25 protein-coding genes are annotated in these 25,129 nt (G+C 69.2%); 24 read left to right on the top strand and 1 reads right to left on the bottom strand.

Going from position 1 to position 25,129, the window contains the following annotated elements:
* The first annotated feature begins 3 nt into the window (after positions 1 to 3).
* The 11 genes from JHW40_RS06605 to JHW40_RS06555 all read left to right on the top strand — a co-directional run bounded on the left by JHW40_RS06605 (position 4) and on the right by JHW40_RS06555 (position 8,827).
* Positions 4 to 594, top strand: coding sequence for an FMN-dependent NADH-azoreductase (locus JHW40_RS06605; protein ID WP_090610771.1), 591 nt, complete (start codon positions 4 to 6; stop codon positions 592 to 594).
* A 299-nt stretch (positions 595 to 893) separates the two neighbouring features.
* On the top strand, positions 894 to 2,393 hold the full coding sequence (gene ffh, locus JHW40_RS06600) for a signal recognition particle protein (protein ID WP_090610674.1): 1,500 nt from the start codon (positions 894 to 896) through the stop codon (positions 2,391 to 2,393).
* Between the two features lie 6 nt (positions 2,394 to 2,399).
* Positions 2,400 to 2,708: a chorismate mutase gene (locus JHW40_RS06595; protein WP_090610673.1), complete on the top strand. Its 309-nt coding sequence runs from the start codon at positions 2,400 to 2,402 to the stop codon at positions 2,706 to 2,708.
* A 37-nt stretch (positions 2,709 to 2,745) separates the two neighbouring features.
* Positions 2,746 to 3,108, top strand: coding sequence for a 30S ribosomal protein S16 (rpsP, locus tag JHW40_RS06590; protein ID WP_090610672.1), 363 nt, complete (start codon positions 2,746 to 2,748; stop codon positions 3,106 to 3,108).
* A gap of 44 nt (positions 3,109 to 3,152) precedes the next feature.
* Positions 3,153 to 3,653, top strand: a complete 501-nt coding sequence (rimM, locus tag JHW40_RS06585; RefSeq protein ID WP_090610770.1) for a ribosome maturation factor RimM — start codon at positions 3,153 to 3,155, stop codon at positions 3,651 to 3,653.
* Positions 3,650 to 4,537: a tRNA (guanosine(37)-N1)-methyltransferase TrmD gene (gene trmD, locus JHW40_RS06580; RefSeq protein WP_090610671.1), complete on the top strand. Its 888-nt coding sequence runs from the start codon at positions 3,650 to 3,652 to the stop codon at positions 4,535 to 4,537. Before rimM ends, trmD begins: the two co-directional genes overlap by 4 nt.
* Entirely contained in the window at positions 4,515 to 4,898 is a 384-nt protein-coding gene (gene rplS / locus JHW40_RS06575; protein WP_090610670.1) for a 50S ribosomal protein L19, read from the top strand. The genes trmD and rplS overlap by 23 nt, the downstream gene beginning before the upstream one ends.
* An 11-nt stretch (positions 4,899 to 4,909) precedes the next feature.
* Positions 4,910 to 5,131, top strand: coding sequence for a 50S ribosomal protein L31 (gene rpmE, locus JHW40_RS06570; RefSeq protein ID WP_090610669.1), 222 nt, complete (start codon positions 4,910 to 4,912; stop codon positions 5,129 to 5,131).
* Between the two features lie 516 nt (positions 5,132 to 5,647).
* Positions 5,648 to 7,555 carry a phage tail sheath C-terminal domain-containing protein gene (locus JHW40_RS06565; RefSeq protein WP_090610668.1) on the top strand — a complete coding sequence of 636 codons (1,908 nt, stop codon included), beginning with the start codon at positions 5,648 to 5,650 and terminating at the stop codon, positions 7,553 to 7,555.
* Between the two features lie 29 nt (positions 7,556 to 7,584).
* Positions 7,585 to 8,085, top strand: a complete 501-nt coding sequence (locus JHW40_RS06560) for a phage tail protein (protein ID WP_090610667.1) — start codon at positions 7,585 to 7,587, stop codon at positions 8,083 to 8,085.
* A 25-nt stretch (positions 8,086 to 8,110) separates the two neighbouring features.
* A complete protein-coding gene (locus JHW40_RS06555) occupies positions 8,111 to 8,827 on the top strand; it encodes a hypothetical protein (protein WP_090610666.1) in 717 nt (238 codons plus the stop codon).
* A gap of 175 nt (positions 8,828 to 9,002) precedes the next feature.
* On the opposite strand, the gene JHW40_RS06550 is transcribed toward JHW40_RS06555, so the two are convergent.
* Positions 9,003 to 9,137, bottom strand: a complete 135-nt coding sequence (locus JHW40_RS06550; RefSeq protein ID WP_272849081.1) for a hypothetical protein — start codon at positions 9,135 to 9,137, stop codon at positions 9,003 to 9,005.
* 162 nt (positions 9,138 to 9,299) lie between these two features.
* Here JHW40_RS06550 and JHW40_RS06545 point away from each other — a divergent pair, with 162 nt between their 5' ends.
* Genes JHW40_RS06545 through JHW40_RS06485 form a run of 13 tightly spaced genes read left to right on the top strand, consistent with a single transcriptional unit; the run spans position 9,300 to position 25,093 of the window.
* Positions 9,300 to 9,833, top strand: a complete 534-nt coding sequence (locus JHW40_RS06545) for a hypothetical protein (RefSeq protein WP_272849080.1) — start codon at positions 9,300 to 9,302, stop codon at positions 9,831 to 9,833.
* A gap of 1 nt (position 9,834) precedes the next feature.
* Positions 9,835 to 10,992 carry a Pvc16 family protein gene (locus tag JHW40_RS06540; protein ID WP_090610664.1) on the top strand — a complete coding sequence of 386 codons (1,158 nt, stop codon included), beginning with the start codon at positions 9,835 to 9,837 and terminating at the stop codon, positions 10,990 to 10,992.
* Positions 10,989 to 12,869, top strand: coding sequence for an AAA family ATPase (locus JHW40_RS06535; RefSeq protein ID WP_090610663.1), 1,881 nt, complete (start codon positions 10,989 to 10,991; stop codon positions 12,867 to 12,869). Before JHW40_RS06540 ends, JHW40_RS06535 begins: the two co-directional genes overlap by 4 nt.
* The gene (locus tag JHW40_RS06530) at positions 12,866 to 13,138 is read left to right on the top strand and encodes a hypothetical protein (protein ID WP_090610662.1); all 273 of its coding nucleotides are present in this window, start codon (positions 12,866 to 12,868) and stop codon (positions 13,136 to 13,138) included. Before JHW40_RS06535 ends, JHW40_RS06530 begins: the two co-directional genes overlap by 4 nt.
* Complete coding sequence (locus JHW40_RS06525; protein WP_090610661.1) at positions 13,135 to 13,815, top strand: CIS tube protein; 681 nt, start codon at positions 13,135 to 13,137, stop codon at positions 13,813 to 13,815. The genes JHW40_RS06530 and JHW40_RS06525 overlap by 4 nt, the downstream gene beginning before the upstream one ends.
* 8 nt (positions 13,816 to 13,823) lie before the next feature.
* Entirely contained in the window at positions 13,824 to 14,102 is a 279-nt protein-coding gene (locus tag JHW40_RS06520) for a hypothetical protein (protein WP_090610660.1), read from the top strand.
* A gap of 7 nt (positions 14,103 to 14,109) precedes the next feature.
* On the top strand, positions 14,110 to 15,255 hold the full coding sequence (locus JHW40_RS06515) for a phage late control D family protein (protein ID WP_090610659.1): 1,146 nt from the start codon (positions 14,110 to 14,112) through the stop codon (positions 15,253 to 15,255).
* A complete protein-coding gene (locus JHW40_RS06510; protein ID WP_090610658.1) occupies positions 15,252 to 15,992 on the top strand; it encodes a phage baseplate assembly protein V in 741 nt (246 codons plus the stop codon). Before JHW40_RS06515 ends, JHW40_RS06510 begins: the two co-directional genes overlap by 4 nt.
* 3 nt (positions 15,993 to 15,995) lie before the next feature.
* Positions 15,996 to 16,472 (top strand): hypothetical protein, encoded by a 477-nt coding sequence (locus JHW40_RS06505; protein WP_090610657.1) that lies wholly within the window; start codon positions 15,996 to 15,998, stop codon positions 16,470 to 16,472.
* 12 nt (positions 16,473 to 16,484) lie between these two features.
* The gene (locus JHW40_RS06500; protein ID WP_090610656.1) at positions 16,485 to 16,877 is read left to right on the top strand and encodes a GPW/gp25 family protein; all 393 of its coding nucleotides are present in this window, start codon (positions 16,485 to 16,487) and stop codon (positions 16,875 to 16,877) included.
* Entirely contained in the window at positions 16,874 to 19,306 is a 2,433-nt protein-coding gene (locus JHW40_RS06495) for a baseplate J/gp47 family protein (RefSeq protein ID WP_090610655.1), read from the top strand. The genes JHW40_RS06500 and JHW40_RS06495 overlap by 4 nt, the downstream gene beginning before the upstream one ends.
* 4 nt (positions 19,307 to 19,310) lie before the next feature.
* Positions 19,311 to 21,839 (top strand): baseplate J/gp47 family protein, encoded by a 2,529-nt coding sequence (locus JHW40_RS06490; RefSeq protein ID WP_090610654.1) that lies wholly within the window; start codon positions 19,311 to 19,313, stop codon positions 21,837 to 21,839.
* Positions 21,836 to 25,093 carry a phage tail protein gene (locus JHW40_RS06485; RefSeq protein ID WP_090610653.1) on the top strand — a complete coding sequence of 1,086 codons (3,258 nt, stop codon included), beginning with the start codon at positions 21,836 to 21,838 and terminating at the stop codon, positions 25,091 to 25,093. Before JHW40_RS06490 ends, JHW40_RS06485 begins: the two co-directional genes overlap by 4 nt.
* The last annotated feature ends 36 nt before the right edge of the window (positions 25,094 to 25,129 follow it).

Raw genomic sequence — 25,129 nt, 5'->3', positions numbered from 1 at the left:
GAAATCATGCATATCCTGCACATCGACAGCGCCATCACCGGCGAAGCCTCGGTCTCGCGCAAGCTGACGGCCGAAATCGTGGCCCGGCTGCAAGCCGCCGACGCGTCCGCGACCGTCACCTATCGCGACCTGAACAAGGGCGTGCCCGCCATCGACACCGAGTGGTTCCATGCCGTGCGTCTGGCCCCCGAAAACCCCACGGCCGAACAGCAAAAGCTGATCGACATCTCGGACGCCTATCTGCAAGAGGTCAAGGATGCGGATGTTCTGGTCATCGGCTCTCCGGTCTATAACTTCACCCTGACCGCGCAGTTGAAGAACTGGCTGGACCAGATCGCCCGCGCGGGTCAGAGCTTCCGCTATACCGAGGCCGGCCCCGAGGGCCTGCTGAAGGGCAAGCGCGCCATCATCGCCTACAGCGCGGCGGGCACGCCTTTCGGTTCGGATCTGGATCACGCCTCGGGCTATCTCCGGTTCATTCTGGGCTTTCTGGGCATCACCGATGTCGAATTCGTCGCCGCCGACCGGCTGGCAATGGACCGCGATGCCGGAATGGCCCGCGCCCAAGAGGCAATGGAGCGGATCGCCGCCTGAGCGGGACCCCGGCCTGCGATGCCCCGCCCGGCGGCACGCCGGGCAGCCCCTGCCCGCCCCCAGGCGGGGGCTTTGCCCCCACCTCGGCCGGGCGCTGCCCTTTGTCCTGCAATGCGACGGTAAGACATGGCGCGTTTATCGCACGGCCTTCGTTGACTCGGGGGCCGTTTTTTCGTATCAGCCCCCAGATTCCCGGAAGGAGAGCCTTCCGGTCCCCGTCCGTCGCGGGGATCGCCCCCCGTCAGCGCGTTGCGCCCACGGGGGCCAACCTGTTTTGGACCCGTTAAGGAGGCCCGGCCATGTTCGAGAACCTTTCCGACCGTTTGGGCGGCGTCTTCGACCGGCTGACCAAACAGGGCGCATTGTCCGAGGATGACGTCACCGCCGCCATGCGCGAAGTCCGCGTGGCACTGCTGGAGGCCGACGTTTCGCTGCCCGTCGCGCGCAGTTTCGTCAAGTCCGTCACCTCCAAGGCCACCGGCGCGGCGGTCACGAAATCCATTACCCCGGGCCAGCAGGTCGTCAAGATCGTCCATGACGAACTGATCAAGGTGTTGCAGGGCGAGGATGAACCCGAAGCCCTGCGCATCGACAACCCGCCCGCGCCGATCCTGATGGTGGGCTTGCAGGGCTCGGGCAAGACCACCACCACCGCGAAACTGGCGAAGCGCCTGAAGGACCGCGAGAGGAAACGCGTGCTGATGGCCAGCCTCGACACCCAGCGCCCGGCCGCGATGGAGCAGCTGGCAATCCTCGGCCAGCAGATCGGCGTCGATACCCTGCCGATCCTGCCCGGCCAGACGGCGGTGCAGATCGCGCAGCGGGCGAAACAGCAGGCCAGCCTTGGCGGCTATGACGTCTATATGCTGGATACCGCCGGGCGTCTGCATATCGATCAGGTGCTGATGGACGAGGTGCAGGCGGTCCGCGACATCGCCAACCCGCGCGAGACGTTGCTGGTCGTCGATGGCCTGACCGGTCAGGACGCGGTGAACGTGGCGACCGAATTCGACGGCAAGGTCGGGATTTCCGGCGTCGTGCTGACCCGGATGGACGGCGACGGGCGCGGCGGCGCTGCGTTGTCGATGCGCGCGGTCACCGGCAAGCCGATCCGCTTCGTCGGTCTGGGCGAGAAGATGGACGCGCTGGAGGGCTTTGACGCGCAGCGCGTGGCGGGCCGGATCCTCGGCATGGGCGATATCGTCGCCCTGGTCGAAAAGGCGCAGGAAGTGCTGGAGGTCGAACAGGCCGAGCGCATGATGAAGCGTTTCCAGAAGGGTCTGTTCAACATGAACGACCTCAAGGGCCAGCTGGAACAGATGCAGAAGATGGGCGGCATGCAGTCGATCATGGGCATGATGCCCGGCATGCAGAAGATGGCCAAACAGGCCGAAGCCGCAGGCATGGACGACAGCGCCGTGCGCCGCCAGATCGCGCTGATCAATTCGATGACGAAAAAGGAACGCGCCAATCCCGCGATCCTGCAAGCCAGCCGCAAGAAGCGCATCGCGAGCGGCGCGGGCATGGACGTGGCCGAACTGAACCGCCTGCTGAAGATGCAGAAACAGATGGCCGACACGATGAAGAAGCTGGGCAAGATGGGCAAGGGCGGCATGCTGAAACAGGCCATGCGCGCCATGACCGGCAAGGGCGGCGGACTGCCCGATCTGGAGAACATGGACCCGACGAAAATGGCCGAGGCCACGAAGATGCTGCAAGACCCCAAGGGTCTGGGCGGGCAACTGGGCAAGGCCGGGCTGCCGGGCGGATTGTCCGGCATGTTCGGCGGCAAGAAGTGATCGCCGATGGACGATACCGCCACCCTCGCCGCAGACCTGCTGAAAGAGCATCGCAACAGCATCGACCGGCTGGATGCGATCCTTGTCTATACGCTGGCCGAAAGGTTCAAGCACACTCAGGCCGTCGGCCGTCTCAAGGCCGAACACGACCTTCCGCCATCCGATCCCTCGCGCGAGGCGCGGCAGATCGAGCGGCTGGAACACCTCGCGCGCGAGGCTGATCTGGACCCGGAATTCGCGCGCAAATTCCTGAACTTCGTGATCTCGGAAGTGATCCGACATCACGAGATCTATCAATCGGAGGATGCGTCCTGACGCATCCCGACACCGCCATTTCAAAGGAGAAATACAAATGGCTATGAAAATCCGTCTCGCCCGTGGCGGCAGCAAGAAACGCCCGCATTACGCCATCGTCGCGACCGATTCGCGCATGCCGCGCGATGGCCGTTTTCTGGAAAAGCTGGGCACCTATAACCCGCTGCTGCCCAAGGACAGCGAAGACCGCATCAAGATGGATGTCGAGCGTGTGAAATACTGGCTGGCCCAGGGCGCGCAGCCGACCGACCGCGTGGCACGTTTCCTGGAAGCCGCAGGCGCCAAGGACAAGGCCGAACGCAAGAACCTGAAAAAGGGTGAGCCCGGCGACAAGGCCAAGAAGCGCGCCGAAGAAAGGGCCGCCAAGGCTGCCGCTCCGGCAGAAGAAGCCGCCGAGTGATCCTGCGGGCGGGGGCAACCCCGCCTTTGGTCCGCGAGGGTCCGATGGCACAAGACCGCATCTGCGTCGGCGCGATCGCCGGAGCCTTTGGCGTCCGGGGCGAGGTGCGGCTGAAAAGCTTTTGCGCCGAGCCTGCGGACATCTCCGGCTATGGCCCGCTTTGGACCGAGGACGGCAAGCGCAGCTTTACCATCCGGCTGACCCGCCCGGTCACCGGCGGCCTTGGCGCGCGCCTGTCGGGCGTGGCCACCCGCGAGGATGCCGAGGCGCTGCGCGGCACCACGCTGTGGGCCCCGCGCGAGGCCCTGCCCTCGCTGCCGGACGATGAATTCTATCATGCCGATCTGATCGGGCTGGAGGTTGTCGATCCCGGCGGGCAGGTGCTGGGCCGCGTGCGGGCGATTTTCGATCACGGCGCGGGCGATATTCTGGAAGTCGTCGGCGGCAAGGATATCCTGCTGCTGCCCTTCACCCGCGCCGTGGTCCCGACCGTTGACCTCGGCGCGCGCCGCATCGTCGCCGACCCTCCGGCCAGCGACGAATGAGCGATACGCCCAAATCCCACGGCAGGCTGACCATCTCGGCCAGCCTGCGCCCGCGTGAACTGATGGGCGAACCGCAGGTCAGGGGCGCATGGACGGCGAATGTCGTCACCCTGTTCCCCGAGGCGTTTCCCGGCATCCTCGGCCTGTCACTGACCGGCCGGGCACTGGCGCAAGGATTGTGGAACCTGCGCACCATCCCGCTGCGCGATTTCGGCATCGGCCGTCATCGCAACGTGGACGACACGCCCGCGGGCGGCGGCGCGGGCATGGTGATCCGCGCCGATGTGATGGACGCGGCGCTGCGCGATGCGGGGGACAGCCTGCCCGTCATCTATATGTCGCCGCGTGGCCGCCCGCTGACGCAGGCCCGTGCCCGCGCGCTGGCGGACGGCCCCGGCGTCACCCTGATCTGCGGCCGGTTCGAGGGCGTGGACCAGCGCGTTCTGGACGCCCACCATGTCGAAGAGGTCAGTATCGGCGATTATGTCCTGACCGGCGGAGAGATCGCGGCTCAGGTCTTGATCGACGCGACGGTCCGGCTTATACCGCGCGTGCTGGGGAATCAGGATTCGCTGGCCGAGGAATCCTTTTCCATCGGCAACCGGGGTCTGCTTGAGGCCCCCCAGTTCACGAAGCCCGCCCAATGGGAAGGCCGCGAGATACCGGAGGTTCTGCTGTCCGGCAATCACGCGGCCATTCATCGTTGGAGGGCCAGTGAGGCCGAAAGGCTGACCAAGGAACGCCGCCCCGACCTGTGGCGGGCATATGAGGCGACTCATATGGACCCGGCAAAGGACCGACAGCTCTCGGGCGCATCAGACCAATCGCGGGACCACCGCGAGCATAGGAAGGATCACAGCGATGAACCTGATCGCACAGCTTGAAGCCGAGCAGATTTCCGAGCTTGGCAAGACCATCCCGGATTTCAAGGCCGGCGACACCATCCGCGTCGGCTATAAAGTGACCGAGGGCACCCGTACCCGTGTGCAGATGTATGAAGGCGTCTGCATCTCGCGCAAGGGCGGCAGCGGCATCGGCGCCAGCTTTACCGTCCGCAAGATCAGCTTTGGCGAAGGCGTGGAACGTGTGTTCCCGCTCTATGCGACCAATGTCGATTCGATCGAGGTCGTGCGTCGCGGCAAGGTCCGCCGCGCCAAACTGTATTACCTGCGCGAGCGTCGCGGCAAATCGGCCCGGATCGCCGAAAAGACCAACTACCGTCCCCTGTCGGACGCGAAAGCCTGAAAGGTCACGAGATGAAAAAAGACATCCATCCCGATTATCACCTGATCGAAGTCAAGATGACCGACGGGACGACCTATCAGACCCGCTCGACCTGGGGCGCGGAAGGCGCCACCATGACGCTGGACATCGACCCCACCTCGCACCCGGCATGGACCGGCGGTTCGGCCAAGCTGATGGATACCGGCGGTCGCGTGTCGCGGTTCAAATCGAAATATGCCGGTCTGGGCTTCTGATCGCCCCCACCGGATTTCCCATGAACGCCGCCCCTCGGGGCGGCGTTTTTCGTTTCCATGTCCGGACGGGCGAGGTCGGGCATGGAATGCCGGAAGTTACGGTTTCGCCCTGCGCAACCCCCCGCGATTGCAAAAAATTTTCGCCTTGCCCGAATTGGCCATATGTTCGTTTCAACCACCTTCTGACTTGACAGAATCAGACTTTGGGATGACCCTGTTGGATTAAACGAGGGGTTCATGCGGCCCTTCGGAATTCAGGGGCTCTGGCCCTGAAAGTGGCAGGACCAAAAGGCTTTTGACCCTTCCGGAAAGCCGGAAGATCGGGCGTCACGCTTCCGGACAGGCGCTGGCCGGAACGATGCGTTTGCAGGCGCCCGGCCCCCGTGGTCGCACAGCCAGGATCGGACAATCGAATTTCTCTGAGTCGGGAACGGCGCGGACAGGCAGAGATGCAGTCTCTGCTCAGGCTTATCATGTCCCCGGACCGCTGCCGACAAGCAGCGAGGATCATGCACCATGACTACGCCTCTTACGCCGGGGGTCTATGTTCGCGAAGCGCCCGGCGGCGCGCGCGCGATCGAGGCCGCGCCCACCGCCGTCACCGTCTTCGTCGGCGAGACCGAGCGCGGCCCGACCGGCCCCACGCCCGTCTCGTCGGAAATCCAGTTCCAGCGCGTCTTCGGCGGCTATTTCCGCGATGAGGGCGACGCCGCGACCGCACGGCTGCTGCTGCCCTATGCGATCAAGGGCTTTTTCGAGAATGGCGGCCCGCGCGCCTATGTGCTGCGCCTTGCCGCAGGTGTCGGCAATGCGGCGGCGACCGTTGCCAGCCTGCCCGTCGATGCCGAACGCGCGATCACCGTGGCCGATGATGGCGGGACGACCGCGCGGATCGTGCAGGCCCGCGCCCCCGCCGCGAACGAGCAGATCCAGATCGTCATCGCCAATGCGACCGATGGCGATGCGGCGCATTTCAACCTGACGGTGCGGATCTCGACCAATAACGGCACCAGCTTTGCCAATCGCGGCACCAATCCCACGCTGACCAATCTGACCACCGAAGATGACGACGCGGACAATGTCATCACCCGGCTGGCCGATGATCCCGACATCCGCTGGTCCGGCCCGGCGATCCGCCCGGTCAACATGGCGGCGGGCGCCGAGGGCATCCTGCTGGGCGAAGGCGGGGCGACCACGGCCTCCAGCCTGCGCGCGCGGGGTGCCGGGACATGGGGCAACGCGCTGCGCGTGGCCATCGCCGACAGCACCGATGCCGATCCCGGACGTTTCAATCTGGTGGTTTTCCACCGGCCCGTGGGCGAGGCGAATTTCACCGAGGCCGAGCGGTTCGAGGGCCTGTCCCCCGATCCGGCGGATGAGAAATACATGCTGGACCAGCTTGCCCGTTCGGCCTTTCTGGGCTGGGCGGATATCGACCCTCCGGTGGCGTTCCGCCCGCGAAATCAGGGCGAGTTGACAGGGGCCACTCCGGGCGTCCCGCTGGCCGGGGGCACCGGCGGCAATGCGACCTTCGCCGTCACCGGCTATGCCGCCGCGCTGTCGGCACTGGACGGGATCGACGACGCGGCGCTGATCGTCTGCGCCTCGGACGGGTTGCTCAGCGCGACCAACAATGCCCAGCATGCGGGTTTCATCAACGCCGTTCTGGCCTATGTCGAGGCCCGGCCGCAGCGCGACATGTTCCTTGTCGCCGATGCCCCGCGCTCGACCGCGGCCGAGGACCCTGTCGGCAATGCGGTGGATCAGGCGCGCAATGGCATCACCGGATCGGATTTCCGCGCGCTTTACTGGCCGCGCATCGTGGTGCCGGATCCGGCGGGGCTGGGCCGCGACCCGGTGCGTGCGATCCCGGCGGCGGGTCATATCGCCGGGCTTTACGGGCGCACCGACGGGCGGCGCGGGGTCTGGAAGGTCGCGGCGGGGCTGGAGGCCACGCTGGCGGGCACGGTGGGTCTGGATTTCCAGGTGCTGGACCGCGATCAGGACCGCATGAACCCGCACGGGCTGAACGCGCTGCGCACGGTGCCGGGCGCGGGCCGCGTGGTCTGGGGCGGGCGCACCGGACGTCCGACCACCGAATGGCGCTATATCAACGTCCGCCGCACCGCGATGTTTCTGCGCAAGTCGATCTTTCACGGCATCCAGTGGGCCGTGTTCGAGGGCAATGACGAGCGGCTGTGGGCCGCGCTGCGCGCCACCATCGGCGCCTTCATGGAAGCCCAGTTCCGCAACGGCGCCTTTGCCGGCGCGACCAGCCGCGATGCTTATTTCGTCAAATGCGACAGCGACACCACCACGCCCGACGATCAGGCGGCTGGGATCGTCAATGTTCAGGTCGGTTTCGCCCCGCTGCGACCGGCGGAATTCGTCATCGTAACCCTCAGCCAGATGACCCGGCGCTAGGCGCGGGCGATTGAAAAGGAGGTGGCGTCATGCCGATGTTCAACGTGAATGCCCATCGTATCGACCCCTACAAGAACTTCCGTTTCCGCGTGACATGGGACGGGCGGGTCGTCGCCGCCCTGTCCAAGATGTCCGCGATCAAGAAGGCGACCGAGGCGATCGAATGGCGCGCGGCTGCCGATGCGGGGATCGTGCGCAAGATGCCCGGACGCACCAAGTTCGAGCCGGTGACCTTCGAATCCGGCCTGACCCATGACCGGCAGTTTCTGGAATGGGCCAATCAGGTGAACGACCCGCAGGGCGAGGCCGCAAACAGCCTTGTCAATTACCGCAAGGCCGTCCGGGTCGAGGTGCTGAACATGCAGGGCACACCGGTCATGGCCTTCAACCTGTTCCGGGCATGGGCCAGCGAATTTCAGGCCCTGCCCGAGATGGACGCGAATGCCAATGCCGTCGCGATCCAGTCGCTGAAGATCGAGTACGAGAATTTCGTACTCGACGAGGCGGTGACCGAGCCTGCCGAAACCTGAGCGCCTGCCGGGAGAGGAGTATCCAGTGCGTGTTTTGACCGGACAGGATGAGATCGCCTTTCACGATCCCGCGGGCGGCCCCCATACCCGGCTGGCGGCGCTTGCCGCCTCGGTCGGCGGGCGCGGGATCGCGGCGCTGGCGGCGCTGACGCTGGCGGAATGGGAGGACGCGCTGTTGTCGCTGCGCCGGGCGCTGATCGGGCCGCAGATCGAATCCGAGACCGATTGCGACAGTTGCGGCACGGGCAATGCGCTGGCCTTTTCGCTGGATGATCTGCCGCGCGAGCCCTCGGCCGCGCTGCCGCTGGACGGCACGCCGCTTGGGCCGTTGCGGCTGACCGATCTGATCGCGCTGGAGGAACGCGGCTTGCAAGGCGAGCCCGCGCTGATCGCGCTGCTGTCTCAGGCCACCGGGATGGGCCCGGCGCAGGCCGAGGCCCGGCTGACCGGCCCCGACCGCGACACCGCCATCGCCGCGCTGGAAAGCGCCGTTGCCGGGCTGGGGCTGGAGATCGGCACATCCTGCACCGATTGCGGCGCGGCACTGGTGCTGCCGCTGGATGTGGCGGATTTCCTTGATACCGAGTTGCGCAGCCGCGCGGCAAGGCTGCTGGACGAGGTTCATCTGATCGCCAGCAGCTATCACTGGTCCGAGGCCGAGATCCTCGGCCTGCCCAGCCCGCGCCGACAGGACTATCTGCGCCGCATCCTTGCCGCGCAGACGCTGGCAGAGGTCTCGTGATGCGCGCGCCCCGGCTGACATCGCTGATCGGACCCGTCGCAGGCGCGGCGCCCGCCCCTCGCCTGCGCCCCGCGGCCGAGCCTATGCCGACGCCAACGCCAACGCCAACGCCAGCGCCAGTAACCCTGGCCCCGCCCGAACGGGCGGCAGCAGCGCCACCAGCGCCGCGCCAGCATCACACCGGATCAGCCGCGCCCACGACACGGCGCGACACGACGCCCGCGCCGCCGCCCAAACCCGCCGCGTCCCCCGCAACGGCGAAAAAGGCGAACCCGCCGCCAGCCCGCAAATCGGCACCAGAGATCGCCACCACCCAGCCGCAACCACCCCGCCCAGCGCATGCCAAAGATGGCGCGGCGGTAAGGAAACCCCTGCCCCAGCCGCCCGCCCCTTCGGGCCAAACCGCCCGCCCCCGGCACAGCCCACGCAGACGCGCCAACCCGCAAAGCCGCCCGCGCCGATCACCTCGCGCGTGGTGCTGACCGGCTTTCGCGCCGCCGCGCCTGTCAGACCGCGAACCGCTGCGCCCACACCAAAGGCGCCGCCCCTGCCCGCCGATCCCGAACGCCTTGCCGCCACCGCGCAGCGGCTGAAACTGCACCCGCCCGCGACACCGGAACCGGCGCAGCCCCAGCCCGCAACGCCCGCGCCGGAACCGCTTTCCCGTCGCGCGGAACCGCTGCCTGCAACCCTGCAACCAGCGGCCCGCCACCAGCCCGCAACCCCGACGAAAGCCGCCAAACCCGCACCACAGCAACCACAACCCCCAGCGCCCACACCGCCACGCGCGGCACCCGCCAGCCTGCGTCCGGCCCGCCCGTCCGACGCGCCGCTGCCTGCCACGCCACCCGCCGCCAAACCGCAGGTCCGCATCCGCATCGGGGCGCTGACCATCGTCACGCGCGAGGCCCGCCAGACCCCCGGCACGCCGCGCAAATCGTTGCTTGCCCCGGCCACCCGGCGCGCGGGGCGTGGCCATTCCATCCCTCGCCCGGTCGGAGGCTGAGATGGCGCGTTTCACCAATCTTCACGATGCGGGCCGCGCCCTTGCCGCCCATCTCAAGGCCGGGATCGCGCCGCTTTTGGGCGATATCGCCGCAGGCCCGCCGATCGAGAACGCCAATGCGCAGGGCGAGGCGATCCGCGTCTCGCAATTATGGGTCACGCCGCAGCCCACGCATCGCAACGACGACTGGTTCATTGGCGAGGACGGCCAGCGCCGCGCCCCGCCGCTGTCGCTGTCTGCCTTTTTCGTCGTCACCGCCTATGGCACCTCGCCCGCGGGGGAGCCGGTGCAGGCGCTCAACCGGCTGGGGCAGGCGCTGCAGGTGATCGAGACCGATCCGGTCATCGAGATGCCGATCCCCGCCTCGGCCAATATCGACCCTGTGCCGGGTCAGGGGCGGATGACGGTCACGCTGGTTCCGGTCGCGGCGGATCTGATGGAGAAGATTTTCACGCCGCTGCAAATGCGCCTTCGACCATGGGCGCTGGTCGAGTTGGGGCCGGTGCAGCTGGAACGGCTGAACCCACCCCTGCCCGCGCCCGACATCGTCGCCCCGGGCGGTGTCCGGCTGGTCGGGCCGCGCCCGATCACCCGGCCGGCGATCCTTGGCGCCTTGCCCAATCCGCTTGGCGCTGGCCGCCGCTTGCGGATCGAAACCGCCGAGGCCGCGAATGCGACCGAATTGCGCATCGGCACCAGCAGCCTTGCGATTGCCGACCCGCCGCTTGGCCCGGATCAGATCGCCCGTCCCGACGCATCGGGCCATATCTTCGCCACCTGCCCGCCCGGCGCCGATCCCGGCGCGCTGGATATCGTGCTGATCGCGCCCGAGGGCGGGTCCGAGCGTCATTCCCTGACCATCACCACCGGCAGACCCGCGCTGGACGCGCCGCTGACGCCGCTGGCCCCCGGCGCGGATCTGGTCCTGACCGGCAGCGATCTGGCCGGGGCCGCGCAGGTCTTTCTGTGGCCCGCGCGCGGCATCCTGTCGCCGCTGGAGGTGATCGAACTGGCGCCGACTGCCGTGACCGCCGCTCAGGTGGTGGTGGCGCGGGCGGCGCTGGACGGGGCGGGGCTGCGCGCCATTCCGATGCTGGCGGCGCTGCGCATGGGGCCGAACCGCTTTACCCCCGCCGTGCCGGTCGAGGTGGCGCCATGACCGTGATGAACGCCCACGCCGGCGGGGGCAGACCCGCCGAATGGATGCGAGAGGCCGCGCTGCTGGCCGTCGCCCATCACCTTCAGGACAATGAGGCCCAAAGCTGGCCCGCCGCTGACTGGCAACCTCTGGCCGCTCTGGCCGCTGAATGGCCGCTGCCGCTGACCGGCTGGATCGAGGCCGCCGCGCTGGCCGCCGAACGCTTCCCCGAGGCCGCCGCCGCCTTCTCGATCCTTGCCGATAATGCCGGGCTGCATCTGCCGACGCCTGCGGTCTTTGCGCGGATCGCGGCGGCGGGGCTGGGGGTGGAGCATGACCGGGCGCTGGCAGCGGCGCTGACGGCACCCGGCGACAACCGCCATATCGGACTGGCCGCGCCGCCGGGCACCTGCCTGCCCGCCGCGCAATGGGGGCTGCGGCTGACGCCCGAGGGGCTGGCCCGCACTTTCCGCCACCAGCCCCGCGCGCAGGGCGACCTCATCGCCGCCACGCATCGCCCGGTCATGGCCCAGCCCGCCCGTGCGGCGGCCGACATTCTGGCCGCCGACGGGATCATCTGGCTGCGCAGCCCTTCGCGCCGGATGGCGCTGCAACTGGCGATGGACCTTGCCGCGCTGACCCCCGCGCGCGGCTTCGATCTGGTCGCGCTGCGCCCAGCAGAAGCCCTGCCCGTGCCCGAGGATGACGGTCCGCCCCTTGCCCTTGATCTGTTCGCGCTGGAGGCCCCGCCCCGCATCCCCGCGCGACAGGGGCCGGGCGCGCTGATCCTGCTGGCCCCCGACCGTTTCGACGCCGGGCAGCTGCGCGCCATCGATGCGCCTGTCTTCACGCCCTCTCAGGCCCGCGCCGCATGGGACGCCGCCGGGATCGACGCGGCCACCGCCGACGCGCTTGCCCCGCGCTTTCAGCTGACGCTTGCCGAGCTGATCGCCGCCCGGCAAGAGGCCGAAATCCTTGGCAGCCTTGCGGGCGATGCCCCGGACGGCCAGCCGGGCCCGGAACGCTTTACCGCCGCCATACGCGCCGCAGGGGCCCGCCGCATGGGGCCGTTCGTGACCAATGTCCGTTCGGACGTGACGCTGGACGATCTGGTCGCGGGCCGGGAAATCCGCAGCCAGCTGGCCGACGCGATCGCATGGCGCTCTGCCCGCACGCGGGTCTGGACCGAGATGGGCGTGCCTCTGGATGCCGGTGAATCGCAGGGGCTGACCCTGTTGTTTTCCGGCCCGCCAGGCGGAGGCAAGACCTTTGCCGCGCGCTGTCTGGCCAATGCGCTGGGGCTGAACCTTTATCGCACCGACCTGTCGCAGGTGGTGTCGAAATATATCGGCGAGACCGAAAAGAACCTGTCACGCATCTTCGACGATGCCGAGGCAGGTCACGGCATCCTGTTCTTTGACGAGGCCGACGCGATCTTCGGCAAACGGTCCGAGGTCAAGGATGCGCATGACCGCTATGCCAATATCGAGGTGGGTTTCCTGCTGCAAAGGCTGGAAACCTTCGGCGGCATCGTCGTGTTGGCAACGAATCTGCGGGCCAATCTGGACCCCGCCTTTACCCGGCGGATGCAGTTCATCGTCGATTTTCCGATGCCGCAACGGGCTGAACGCGAGTTGCTGTGGCAGCGCAACCTGCCCCTGCCCGACTGGTGCGAGGACGGGCTGGATGTGGGCATGCTGGCCGAACGGTTCCGCTTTGCCGGCGGCAATATCCGCAATGCCGCCGTCGCGGCGGCGCATCTGGCGGCGGCGGAACGCGCCCGGCTGGGGCCGCGCCATCTTGCCCGCGCCGTGCTGCGGGAACTGGAAAAATCCGGGCTGCCGCGCGGGGCCGAAGACCTTGGCCCGCTGGCCCGCTGGCTGGAGGAGGCGCAATGAACACCGCCGCGGATCTGGTCATCGACATTGATGAGATCGCCATGGAAGGCGCCAACCCCGAGGATGCCACCCGGCTGCGCGCGGTGATCGAACAGGCCCTTGCCCGCGCCGCGCGGCGACTGGCCGGACTGCCTGCGGGCAACGAAGCCCTGGGCGATCTGCGGCTGGATCTGGGCCCGGCCCGCGACTTGCTGGCGCCCGGCGCCGAGGCTCTGCTGGCCGCGCGGCTGGAAACCGCGATCCGCGCCGGATGGGAGGCCGCCCGATGAGCGACGCGATCAACTTCACCCAGGGCGCATTCGCCGTCTATAACCCCGACGACACCGCCACCATGTCCAGCTTCATCCCCTTCCGTTTCAACCCGGAATCGCTGACCCGGCAATTGCAGCTGGAACAGGCGCAGGGCGGCGAAGGCGGGGCCGAACCCGGCGCACAGGGATCGGGCGGCAGCAGCGGCGAACAGGGCGCGGATTCCTCGTCCGGCACACTGAAGGAAAGCCTGTCGGTCATGCTGCGTTTCGATCTGGCCGACCGGGTCGAGGCGAATTCCTCGCTGCCGGTGGAATTCGGCGTCATGCCGGAAATCTCGGCGCTGGAGGAGTTGCTCTATCCCGTCGAAAGCGAGGCCGAGGCCCCCTCGGACGGAACCGAACCGGTGCGCGCACGCGGCCGCCGCCCGATCGTGCTGTTCATCTGGGGCGAACGGCGCGTGGTGCCGGTCAAGATCACCGGCATGGCAATTTCGGAAACATTTTTCAACGGCAAGCTCTATCCTGTCCGCGCCGAAATCGAGGTCGGGTTGGAGGTGCTGGGAGAGGCCGAGGCCCGCGACAATACCCGTGTGCAATCCTCGCTGAATTTCACCGCCGCGAACCGCCGCAAGATGGCGCGGCTCTATCTGGATACGACCGCCGATCAGGGCACCAACATCAACCTGCCGCAATAGGAGGACCGATGGGCATCGACAAGAAAAGCCGTTACGCGACGTCCCAGCGCGTGCCGTGGGTGCGGGTCGATGGCTCGCCGGTCGAACTGATCGGCCTGACCCCGCGCCCTGCCCGCGCGGCGGTCTTTGCCACCCGGGCCACAGATACCGACCGGCTGGATACGCTGGCCGCGCGCTACTATCGCGACCCGGCCAGGCTGTGGCGCATCGCCGATGCGGCGCAGGCGTTGGACCCCTTCGATGCGGTGATGCCCGGCGCGCCGGTGCAGATCCCGCCGGACAAGTGAGGGTGTCATGGCCACGCCGCGCTTTTCCATCGACATCGACGGAACCCGGCTTTCGGGGGCGCTGCTGGGCCGTCTTGCCACGCTGGAACTGACCGAGGCCGACAATCAGCCCGCCCGCCTTGCGCTGCGTATCGGGCTGCGGCAGGGGGCGGACGGAACCTATGACATCCTCGATGACAGCCCGTTCGAGCCGGGCGCGGAAATCCGCCTGACACTGGCCGCGCCGGGCGGGGCGGATCAGGTGGTGTTTTCCGGCTATCTCTCGCATCTGCGCCCACATTTCGAGGAACCCGAGGCGAATTCATGGCTGGAGGTTCTGGCCCGGGACGCCACCCTGCTGATGGCGGCGCAAGAGCGCGTCGCCAGCTATCCCGATGCCGGTGATTCCGATGCCGCGCGCGAAATCGCCGGGCGCTATGGCCTGACGGTCGAGGCGCAGGACACCGATGCGAAACTGGCCGCCGATGACATGCTGCTGATCCAGCGCGCCGACGACTGGTCCTTTCTGCGTCATCTGGCGGCGCGGAACGGTTTCGTCACCTATCTGGAACCCGATCCCGCGTCGGGCGAGCCTGTCTGCCATTTCCACCCGCGCGAACTGGGCGCAGAACCGCAGGCCGATCTGACCATATTGCGCGAAAATGCCAATCTGGACTGGATCGACTTTGCCGCCAGCCTCGACCGCCCTGAAAAGCGGCTGGCCCACGGCATCGACGCGGTGTCCAAGCGCATGGTCCGCGCGGGCGGCGATACGCAGGACGAGGTGCTGGGGCAGGATCTCTTTACCGCCGAGGCCGCGCAGGGGCTGATGCGCGCGGGCGCCACCGGCTCGGTGCGGTTCCAGCGTGGCGCATTGCCCCGCGATGCGGCGATGGGCGCCCATGCAGGCGGGCGCGGGGCCGAGGATCATCTGGCCATCGAGGCGCGCGGGCAACTGGACCCGGCGCGCTATCGCGGGTTGCTGCGGGCACATCGCACCGCGCTGATCAAGGGCGTCGGCGACCGGCTGAGCGGCACCTACTACATCCGCGAGGTCACGACCGAGATGACCGGCGGCACATTGGTTCAGCGGTTCTCGGCCCTGTCGAACGCGATGGGCCGGCGCGGCGGCGAAAGTTTCGGCCAATCGGCGGAAGAGGAGCCCCCGGCATGACCAGCACATCACGGGTGGATTTCGGACGGATGCTGGCGGCAGAGGGGCTGAGCCCCGATCTGCTGCGCGCGCTGGCCGCGCTGCTGGGCGAGGCGGACCGCCCCGCCTTTTATGGCAAATATGCGGGCATCGTCACCGATCGCGACGACCCCAGACAGATCTGCCGCATCCGCGCCCGCGTCCCCGAAGTCTTTGGCGAGGACGAAGATTGCGGCTGGGCGCTGCCCTGCCTGCCCTGGGGCGGCGGCCATAACCGCGGGTTTTTCGCCCTGCCCGAGATCGGCGACACCGTCTGGATCGAGTTCGAGGCCGGTGATCCGATGCGCCCGATCTGGGCCGGAACCTTCTGGGGCGCGCCCGACAGCACCGGCGGGCAGGACGATCTGGGCACTGCCACCGGCACCGAAGCGCCCGAAGGCCCCGACGGCCCTGCCGCGCCCGGCCTTGTGATCCTGCGCAGCAAGGCGGGCCATGTCATCAGCCTTGACGACGATGGCGGGCTGATCGTCATCGCCGAAGCCTCGGGGGCAGAGATCCGCATCTCGGGTCAGGGCGAAGTCACGATCACCGCCGACAAGATCAGACTGGGCGGCAATGCTTCGGAATCGGTGATCCTTGGCGACACGTTCATGGAGTTCTTCAACAGCCACACCCATCCCACCGGCGTCGGCCCCTCGGGTCCGCCCGCCCAGCCGATGAGTTCCAGCCATCTCAGCAAGGTTTCAACAACGGAATAGGTCATGCCGCTGGTCTCTGCCACGCTTTCGCAATCGCTTCAGTCGCAATGGTTGCCCCGCGACGAGGACGGCGAATTCAAGGACGACGCCCCGGCCTCGGCGGATGCGCTGGCGGGGGCGATTGCCGACTGGTTCGGCATGGCGATGGCGGCGGGCATTCCCTGTTCCACTGCATCGGCGCGTAAAAGCCAGTTGCAGGGGCAGCTGATCCCGGTCCTTCAGGCCGGATCGGCGGCGGGGGCCGGTCAGGGGATCGCGCTGTCCTTCATGGCCTATGTCGCCGGGCAGTCCTTCGGCCCCGGCGTGGCGGCACCGCCGGTCGCCACCGCAGCCGCAGGGGCAGCGATCACGGCGGCGCTGGCCGACCTCGACGCGGCGCAATCCTCGCGTGCGGATCAGATCGCGGCGGCGCTGCAGGCGCAGGCCATGTCGGCCATCGTGACCTTTCCGCCGCCCATGTCCCCCGCGCCCGTGACCTGAAAGGAGACGCAGATGCCCCGACATATCGCCGATCCCTTCGCCCTTGGCCCGTCGCTGGTCCGCGCCGGCACAAGGCTGCGCCGCGAGGGGCTGGCCGAAACCCCGGACCCCCATATCCATATCCGCGACCGCATCATGGCCGTGCTGTTCACCCGCCCGGCCGAGCGTGTGATGCGCCCGCGTTTCGGCGCCGGGCTGGATGCGCAGGTGCTCCAGAACATCTCTCCTCTGGCGCTGTCGGCCATCGAATACCGCATCCGCGAAAGCCTCGATGCGGTCTTCGCGGGCGAGGTCACGCTGGAGGATCTGACGGTCGAAGAAGGCGGCGAGGGGACAATCCTCGTCGCCATCGACTATGCGCTGCATGCCGACCGCAGCCCGCACCGGCTGGAGGTGGTGCTATGACCGATCCGGGCGCATTCGGGCTGCAATGGGGCGATGCCGAGATCGGCCCGGGCTGGCAGGGCATCGTCGCGCTGGGATTCACGGAGCCGCCGCCGCCGGGCTTTGTCGTGGCGCTGACGGTGCGGCTGGCGATACCCGCATCCGGCATCCTGCCCGACGATATCGCCGTCACCGCGCCCGATGGCTTGCCGCTGGAAACCGATGTGATGCCCATATCGGACGATGATGCCGAGATCACCCTGCGCTTTGCCGCACAGGGTCCGCGCGGCCAGACCCGCGTGCGGCTGCTGTCGGGGGGCGACGACCCGCTGGACCCGTTCTTTGCCGAGGCCGGTTTCGACTTTTTCGTCGCCTGTCCGGCGGGCGATTGCCGCGAACCCGACCCGCCGCCGCCGCCCGCCGGGCCGCAACCCGCCATCGACCTTGCCACCAAGGACTTCGCCGGTTTCCTTGCCGTGATGCAGAACTGGGCCGCCGCCACCGATCCGAACTGGGCAGGCGGCAACCCCGCCTCGACCGAGGCCATGCTGATCGAGTTGCTGGCCCATCATGCCGAGATGTTGTCGTTGCATCAGGACCGCGTCGCGCAAGAGGCCTTTATCGACACCGCCCGCGAAAGGCTGTCGCTGGCCCGCCATGCCGCGGCGCTTGGCCTGTCGCTGGACGAGGGCGGATCGGCCCTTGCCATCGTCGCGGTGGACCTGCCACCGGGCCGCGCCGGTTTCCTGCCCGCAGGCACCCGATTCGTGCGCGAAGAGGGCATGGGCCGGATCACCGCCACCTTCACCAGCACCGCCCCCGCCATGCTGGACGCCGCGTGGAATGCGGGCTTGCAGCGCGACGGCGACCGGGGGCAGTTGCGGCTGGCGGCATGGCCCGGCGCACCCGACGCGATCCTGCCCGCAGGCACGCGCGATCTGCTGCTGTGGGGCTGGGGCGCGCATCTGCTGCCAGGTCGGCGCATCGCGCTGGTGCAGGGGCGCACGGCCCATGTGACCCGGATCGCGGCCCTGTCGGAAATCAGCCAGCCGGGATGGGTGGCCGACCCCTCGGACCCGGCCCATATGCTGTCGCAGGAACTGACGCGGCTGGAGCTGGCCGCGCCCCTGCCCGCCCCCTTCCGGCCCTGGTCCGATCCCGATGGCGCACCGTTGCTGATTACCGCGAACCTTGTCGAGGCGATCCACGGCACCCCCGTCAGCGCCGCCAACGAGGAAGGCGCGGCCATGGGTCTGGGCGCCAGCCGTCAGGATCTGGTCACAGCCACCGATCTTGTGACCGGCCAGCCCATGATCCGCGCGCTGCGCACGCCGCAGGCGCAGGTGCTGACGGATGCGGATGGCCGCCCCTCGGTCCGGCTGCATATCGGGGCCGAGGAATGGCAATGGCAGCCGACGCTGATGAACTCGGCCGGGTTCGACCGTCACTTCACCACCGACACCGAAGAGGACGGCTCGGTCTGGCTGACCTTCGGCGATGGCAACCGTGGCCGGGCGGTGCCGCTGCCGCCGGGAACCGGGGCGCGGGCGCTGGCCAACCAGCCCGCGCATCAGCGCATCCGGCTGGACTGGCGGCAAGGCGATGCCGAGGCGGGCAACCTTGGCGCCTTCGCCCTGACGGGCGCGCGCGCGCCGGGTGGCCACGATGCCGGGGCGGCGGCGGATTTCGCGGCGCTGGCGCCGGTTGCCGCAACCAACCTGCTGCCCGCGACGGGGGGACGGGCGCGGGTCTCGACCGCTGTGGCCCGCGATCTCATCCCGGAATCGATCCGCAACCCCGCCCGCGCGCGCTGCGTCACCGCCGACGACTATGCCCGCGCCGCCGAGGATGTGCCCGGCATCGCCCGCGCCGCCGCCAAGCCTCTGGGCGGGGTGTTCAACACGATCATGGTCCTGTGCGCCCCGGACGAGGGTGACCGGCTGGACGGGGCGACGGCGGCGGCGGTCCATGCCCGCCTCGATGTGCTGCGCATGGCGGGGCGAGAGCATGTGCTGGGCGCGCCGGATTATGTCGCGCTGGACCTGCATCTGATCGTCTGTCCGCGCGGCAGCGCCGGGGCCGCCGCGATCCGCCGCAATCTGCGCGATGCGCTGGCGCCGGGCAGCGCCGCCCGGCCCGGCTTCTTCCACCCCTCGCGCCGGGGTTTTGGCGACAGCATCCGCCTGCCCGACCTGCTGGCGGCGGCGGCCCGCGCCCGGGGCGTCGGCGCGGTCAAGGCCGCCACCTTCCGTCCCCTGCACCATGCGGGCACGGCGCAGGTCGCGCAGGTGATCGAACTGGGCCCGACCGAGATCGCGCAATTCGCAGGCGACGAGGCGCATCCCGAACGCGGCCGCCTGACCGTCACGGTCATGGGCACCGACACGCCGCCGCCCGGTCAGGGCTTCGTTCTGGCCGGTCCCGCCCCCGAACCCGCAAGCACAGGGTGACACCATGTCCCGTCCGCCGATCCATCGCCCCAGCCCCTCGCCCCGTGGCAGCGACCGCTATTTCGGGCCGGATTTCAACGCTTTGGTCGCGCTGGCCGAAACCGTCGCCCACGACCACCACGGAATCGAGATCCCGGCCAAGGGGCGCGGCCTTGCCCGCACGCTGATCGAACTGCCCGCGCTGATCGCCCATATCCTTGGCGAACATCAAAGCCTTTATGCGCGGGAGGCCAGCCTCGGCTCGGCCCGGCTGGCGGGGAACCTGACCCGGCACGCCCGCAAGCTGGCGCACAGCCCCGCCCCCGGCGCGGCGGCGACCGGACTGGCGGCCTTCACCGTCAAGCCCGGGCTGTCGGGCGAGTTGCCGCAGGGTTTCGCCTTGCAGACCTCGCCGCTGGGAGAGGCCAAAGCGCAGACCTTCGAGACGCTGGCCAAGGCCCGCGTCGATGCGCAATGGAACGCCATCCGCCCGGCGCTGGCCGAAATCTTCGATCCCGTCCAGACGGTCGAAGGTGCCTTGACGCTGCGGCTGAGCAAGCGCCACGGGTTGTCCCGCGATGAGATCGTCATTCTTGAAGGCGCGCGCGGCACCGGCGTCTTTCGTGTCGCCGATGCGATGGAGGCCAGCCAGCCGCCGCAGATCGCATTGCAGCATATTGGCGGGCATGCCTTTGCGGGTGCGGGCACGGCGGCGGATTGGCAGACCGGCTATCGCATCCTTGCCCGTCCGCGTCATCACCTGCGGCTGTTCGGCTGGAACGCGCCGGCGACGCTGTGGCCCGCCAACAGACTGGCGACACCGGGTCATCCCCCGCCTGTCTCGTCCCACGATCAGACGGGCACCACCGGCTTCGGTTATACCGAGCCCACCGCAACGGGGAATGCGCTGCTGCTGTCGGAAACGCTGAAGGACCCGCCCGCGCCGGGCGACAGGGTGGTGGTGCTGTTCCTCGACCGGGCCGATGTCTATGGCCTTGCCGCATTGGGCGAGACCGTCGTGACCTTCCTGCGCCGCGAGGTGACCGAACAACCCAGAATCCTGACCTCGACGGCACCGGGCGCGGGCACGGTATCCGTCACGACCCAGCGGACCGTCACGACAACGGCGCTGTCGCGGCGTGTGGCCATGCTGGAACTGGCAATGCTGTCGCCCGCGATGCCGCCGCGGGTCTGGACACAATTCCCGCTGGACGCCCATATTCTGACCGGCTGGTCCGAGATACTGCACCCCCTGCCGATGATCCCGAACCTTGCGCCGCTTCAGCCGGAATTCGAGGTCGCGGCCGATCTGTCCGCCATGCGCCCCGGCCGTCCCGCGATTCTGCGCCGCGTCTCGACCGGCGAGGCGCGCGAGGCCACATTCGCCGCGATCAAGCCCCCAAACACAGGCAGCCTCTGGACCCTGCGGCTGGAGGTGCCGGGCGGTTTCCCCCCGGACTGGCCGATGGGCGATGTCGAGGTGCTGGGCAATGTCATCCGCGTCAGCCACGGCGAGGCGAAAGAGGACATCCTCGGCAGTTCCGACGGGGTCACGCCGCATCAGGAATTCGCGCTGAAACACGCCCCCGTCACCCGCCTGCCCGGCGCGCTTGGCCCCCGCATGGCGTTGCAGATCCGCGTCGATGGCGTGTTGTGGGATCTGGCCCCGGATTTCCACGAGGCCAGCCCCGATGCCCGGACCCATGTCGCGCAGACCGACGCGGCGGGCGAGGTCCGCATCCGTTTCGGCGGCGAAGGGCGCGGCGCCATCCCGCCCTCGGGCCGGCGCAATGTCACCGCCGCCTATCGCATGGGGCTGGGGCTGGCGGGCAATACCGGCGCCGGCAGGCTCAGCCGCATCCGCAAGGCATCGCCGCTGATCGAGGGCGTGACGAACCCGCTGCCCATCGCGGGCGGCGCCGATCCCGCAGGCGCCGATGACATTGCGCGACAGGCCACGCGCCCGGTCCGGGTCTTTGACCGCGCGGTCTCGGTCGAGGATCACGCCGATCTGGCGCTGCTCTATCCCGGGATCAGCCGCGCCTCGGCCCGCTGGCGCGACGGCGCGGGGATCGAGCTGGTCGCCGCCGATGCCGAAGGCGGCGGCCCCGCTGATCTGGCCGCCTTCACCGCCTTTCTGGATGCGCGCCGCGATACCGGGCTGGCGCTGATCGTCACCGCCCCGCAACCCGTCGATATCACCCTGACCCTGCGGATAGAGCGTGACCGGGCATGGCTGGCCGAGGCCGTGCGGCTGGACGCCGAAACGGTGCTGCTGGGCGGATCCGACGCGCCGGGCCTGTTCACCTTCGCGGGCCGCGAACTGTCCGCGCCGCAATCGCTGTCGGGTCTGTATGCGCGGCTGCTGGAACGCCCCGGCATCAGCGGCGTGCTGGCCCTGCGCTTTCGGCTGGCCCAGCCGGGCGGCCCCGAGGTCGCCGACATCATCCATGCCAGCACCCGGCAATGGCTGCGGCTTGAACCCTCGGCGCTGGATATCCAGATGGTCGAGCCGGGCGCGCTGGACCGCACCGAACTGGGGGCCGCGCCATGAGCTATCCCTATGACCGCGACCACCTGAACCGCACGCGCGATCTGCTTTATGCGCTGGTGCCCGAATATTACAAGCGCCGCGACCGCGCCGCCGCGCAGGCCATGCCGCCCGAACCGGCCGAGCTTCTGGCCATGATCGAGGCGCTGGCCGCCCCCCTTGCCGCCACCCGCCAGTCGGTCGAGGAACTTTACGCCGATCTGTTCATCGAAAGCGCCGGAGAAGAGATGCTGCCCGCGCTGGCCGCCTCGATCGGGCTGGATCTGGTCTTTCGCGATGCCGAGGCCAACCGGCGCAACCTTGGCGCGGCGATGGGCTGGCGGCGGCGCAAGGGCACGCCGCTGATGCTGGAGGAGATGGCGCGGATCCTGTCCGACCGGCAGGTGGCGCTGGCCGAGGGCTGGAAGGCGCTGATCCTGACGCAGGACCTGAACCTGATCCGGCCCGAACGGGTCATGGCCGATCTGCGCCCGGCCTCGACCGCCGACCGCGCCTCTGGCCCGCTGGCCGGGCTGATGCGGCTGTTCGATCCGCGGCCCATCGGCCCCGATTCCGGCCATGTCCATCCCCGCCACCTGATCCACTGGGCCTTTCCGACGCAGCTTCACCCCCTGCGCCACGCGGCCTGTCACGAATTGCCGCCGGGCGCGGATGACCGGCGCTTTGCCTTTGATGCGGACAATGCGTGGCGGGCGCTGCGGGTACGCGCGGCGGGGCTGGAGGACCGCCCCGGCACCGACCGCCTGCCCGATGGGCTGTTCGCCGAGAATCCCGGCGCATGGTTCGGGGCCGAGGGGCGCTTTGCCGTCCGTCTGACCGGCGTTCCCGCCGCCGCATCCCGGCCCGCAACACCCGTGCAGCGCAGCGCCAGCCGCGCGCCCGCCGACAATGCCCTTGGCCGCAGTCCCGCCACCCTGACCCTGATCGAGACCGACACAAGGCGCTGTTCCGGCCCGGTCGAGATCGGGCTGATCGCCGCCCCTCTGACCGGCAACCTGCCCGATCTGGCGCTGGCCGAGATGCGCGGCCAGATCACCATCGGCCCGGCGGGCGTGACCGGCACCGCGCCCGGCGCGGGCGATGTGGCCGGGGATCACGTCATGCTGCTGCGCCTGCGCCCGCAGGCCCCCGCCGCCAGCCGCATGATCGGGACAACGGTGATCGAGGTGGCGGGCAGCACCGCCGCCGCCGCTCGCGCCGCGACCCCGCCCGATCTGGCGCGGGCGGGTTATCTGCGCGGCGGGCTGTATCTGCGCATCCCCGAACAGCGCATCACCGGAGAGCGGCTTTACTGGATCGGCGCCGACGGCTCGCTGCATGAGCCCCTGCCGCTGGTGGCGGGCGCGTTGCCGGCCCGCGCGCTGGCCTCGAACCCGGCGGGTCCGGTCTGGCCCGAGGCCGCAGGCAGCGCCGAACGCGCCCCCTTTGCCCCGGCACTGGCCGCGCCCGGTGCCGCGCCCGCCGTCCTGCATGGCGGCAATGTGCTGCGGGCCAGCGGTCTGCTGCCCGCAACCCCCGCCACCCGCTGCGCACTGGTCCTTGCGCTGTCCTTCTTCGCCGGTCAGCGCCATTTCGCGCCGATGCTGCGGCTGGACTGGACCGGCCCCGACCCGCGCAGCGCCGAATGGTCCGCCATCGGTGCCGACGGCGTGCCGCTGGCCGCCCCCGCTCTGCCCGCGCGGTTCGGCCAGCTGGGCGCGATCATGGCCGCCGGGCCGTCCGATCTGGCGCTGTCGCTGCGCTTTGAATCCAGCGTCAACAGCGCGATCCTGACTCCGGCCGAGGTCGCATTCACCGGTTTCAACGGCAGCGCGGTGCTGATCCATCTGCCCGAACTCATCGCCTCGGAAACTGCCGAGACCGCGCCCGATGGCAGCGCCTTCTGGCCGCGCGGCCCGGCGCTGGCGCGGCACAGCGTGGCGGTGCAGGTGGGCGCGGATGGCTCGACCTGGCTGGCGGGGACGACGACGCCGATGCGGCGCGGGCTGGGCGATGCCGCCCCCCTGCCCGGCCCGCTGACCATGCGACGGCGAGAGGCGGGCTGGCGGCGGCTGTGCGCGTGGCAGAACGAATCCGGCCCCGATGTGCTGGAACCGACGCGGCCCGGACGGCTGGATATCGACCCGCGTTTCGGGCTGTTCGCGATGAATACCGGCGACGGGATGGTGCCGCATCCGCCCTCTGCCGGGATTGCCGCGCCGGATCCGGTCACCGTGGACCTGCAAGAGGGCGCGACCATGCCCCTCGGCGCGCTGCCCGTCGATCACCGCCGCTGGCTGGGCCTGCGCCCGGCGCCGACGCGGCTGGTCTCGGCTCAGGGGCATCTGGGTGGTGCCGCCTCGCCCGCGCTTTTGGACCTGCCGCTGCATCGCAGTGTCGCCGAGGCACTGGCGGCGGCCACCGCGCCCGAAGAGGTCATCGAGATCGTCGATTCCGGCTTCTATCCCGCCGAGACGCTGATCTGGCCCGCCGCCCCCACCCGGCTGGAACTGCGCGCCGCCCCGTTCGAGCGTCCGGTGATCCAGATCGCCAGCTCGACCCCCGGCGCGGCCAGCTATGACGCGCTGACGCTTGGCGGCATCGCCCTGACGCGCGCGGGCGCCGCCGGGACCACGCTGGACCTGCCCCCGGCACAGCAGATCCTGCTGGGGTTCGTCAGCGTGCTGCGCGCCGACATCACCCTGCATCTGCACCTGTTCGAGGCCGCAGGGGTCGAACGCGCCGCGATCCGGCGCTGCCTGCTTGGCCCGCTGGAGATCGACGAGCCGGGAGAGGTCGAACTGACCGATTCCATCATCACCGCCGCCGAGGACAGCCAGTCTGCGCTGCTGGCACCGCTGGCGCGACTGGCCACCGAACGCGCCACCCTGCTGGGCCGGGTCGAAATCGGGCAGGCCGAACTGTCCGACACCATCGTCGCGGGGCTGCTGCTGGCGCAGGAACGCTTTCGGGGCTGCCTGCGCTATTCGCTGGTCGGTGCGGGCAGCCAGACCCCGCGCCGCCATCGGGTGCTGGAAACCGACCCCGCAACCGGCCAGCCCATCCGCCCGCCCTTTGTCAGCCGCGAACGCCGCGACCCGGCCTTTCTGCGGCTGGATGCGCAGGGCGACGGGCGGGTACTGACCGGCGCCTCGGATGGCGGAGAGATCGGCGCCTTCAATGCGGCAAGGCTGGGGGAACTTTACGCGGGGCTGGGGCGGCGTCTGGCCGAACACACGCCTGCGGGGCTGAGGACGGGAATCGTGGCCCGGGCATGATGCCCGGCCGCACAGGAATCGTGCCGCCCTTGCGCG

Source organism: Paracoccus alcaliphilus (assembly GCF_028553725.1).
GTDB lineage: Bacteria > Pseudomonadota > Alphaproteobacteria > Rhodobacterales > Rhodobacteraceae > Paracoccus > Paracoccus alcaliphilus.
This window is presented reverse-complemented; position numbering and strand designations above follow the sequence as displayed.

Excerpts from the sequence above, each read along its gene's own strand:
- ffh (WP_090610674.1), top strand. The coding sequence starts at position 894 with ATGTTCGAGAACCTTTCCGACCGTTTGGGCGGCGTCTTCGACCGGCTG.
- JHW40_RS06595 (WP_090610673.1), top strand. The coding sequence starts at position 2,400 with ATGGACGATACCGCCACCCTCGCCGCAGACCTGCTGAAAGAGCATCGC.
- rpsP (WP_090610672.1), top strand. The coding sequence starts at position 2,746 with ATGGCTATGAAAATCCGTCTCGCCCGTGGCGGCAGCAAGAAACGCCCG.
- rimM (WP_090610770.1), top strand. The coding sequence starts at position 3,153 with ATGGCACAAGACCGCATCTGCGTCGGCGCGATCGCCGGAGCCTTTGGC.
- trmD (WP_090610671.1), top strand. The coding sequence starts at position 3,650 with ATGAGCGATACGCCCAAATCCCACGGCAGGCTGACCATCTCGGCCAGC.
- rplS (WP_090610670.1), top strand. The coding sequence starts at position 4,515 with ATGAACCTGATCGCACAGCTTGAAGCCGAGCAGATTTCCGAGCTTGGC.
- rpmE (WP_090610669.1), top strand. The coding sequence starts at position 4,910 with ATGAAAAAAGACATCCATCCCGATTATCACCTGATCGAAGTCAAGATG.
- JHW40_RS06565 (WP_090610668.1), top strand. The coding sequence starts at position 5,648 with ATGACTACGCCTCTTACGCCGGGGGTCTATGTTCGCGAAGCGCCCGGC.
- JHW40_RS06560 (WP_090610667.1), top strand. The coding sequence starts at position 7,585 with ATGCCGATGTTCAACGTGAATGCCCATCGTATCGACCCCTACAAGAAC.
- JHW40_RS06540 (WP_090610664.1), top strand. The coding sequence starts at position 9,835 with ATGGCGCGTTTCACCAATCTTCACGATGCGGGCCGCGCCCTTGCCGCC.
- JHW40_RS06535 (WP_090610663.1), top strand. The coding sequence starts at position 10,989 with ATGACCGTGATGAACGCCCACGCCGGCGGGGGCAGACCCGCCGAATGG.
- JHW40_RS06530 (WP_090610662.1), top strand. The coding sequence starts at position 12,866 with ATGAACACCGCCGCGGATCTGGTCATCGACATTGATGAGATCGCCATG.
- JHW40_RS06525 (WP_090610661.1), top strand. The coding sequence starts at position 13,135 with ATGAGCGACGCGATCAACTTCACCCAGGGCGCATTCGCCGTCTATAAC.
- JHW40_RS06520 (WP_090610660.1), top strand. The coding sequence starts at position 13,824 with ATGGGCATCGACAAGAAAAGCCGTTACGCGACGTCCCAGCGCGTGCCG.
- JHW40_RS06515 (WP_090610659.1), top strand. The coding sequence starts at position 14,110 with ATGGCCACGCCGCGCTTTTCCATCGACATCGACGGAACCCGGCTTTCG.
- JHW40_RS06510 (WP_090610658.1), top strand. The coding sequence starts at position 15,252 with ATGACCAGCACATCACGGGTGGATTTCGGACGGATGCTGGCGGCAGAG.
- JHW40_RS06505 (WP_090610657.1), top strand. The coding sequence starts at position 15,996 with ATGCCGCTGGTCTCTGCCACGCTTTCGCAATCGCTTCAGTCGCAATGG.
- JHW40_RS06500 (WP_090610656.1), top strand. The coding sequence starts at position 16,485 with ATGCCCCGACATATCGCCGATCCCTTCGCCCTTGGCCCGTCGCTGGTC.
- JHW40_RS06495 (WP_090610655.1), top strand. The coding sequence starts at position 16,874 with ATGACCGATCCGGGCGCATTCGGGCTGCAATGGGGCGATGCCGAGATC.
- JHW40_RS06490 (WP_090610654.1), top strand. The coding sequence starts at position 19,311 with ATGTCCCGTCCGCCGATCCATCGCCCCAGCCCCTCGCCCCGTGGCAGC.
- JHW40_RS06485 (WP_090610653.1), top strand. The coding sequence starts at position 21,836 with ATGAGCTATCCCTATGACCGCGACCACCTGAACCGCACGCGCGATCTG.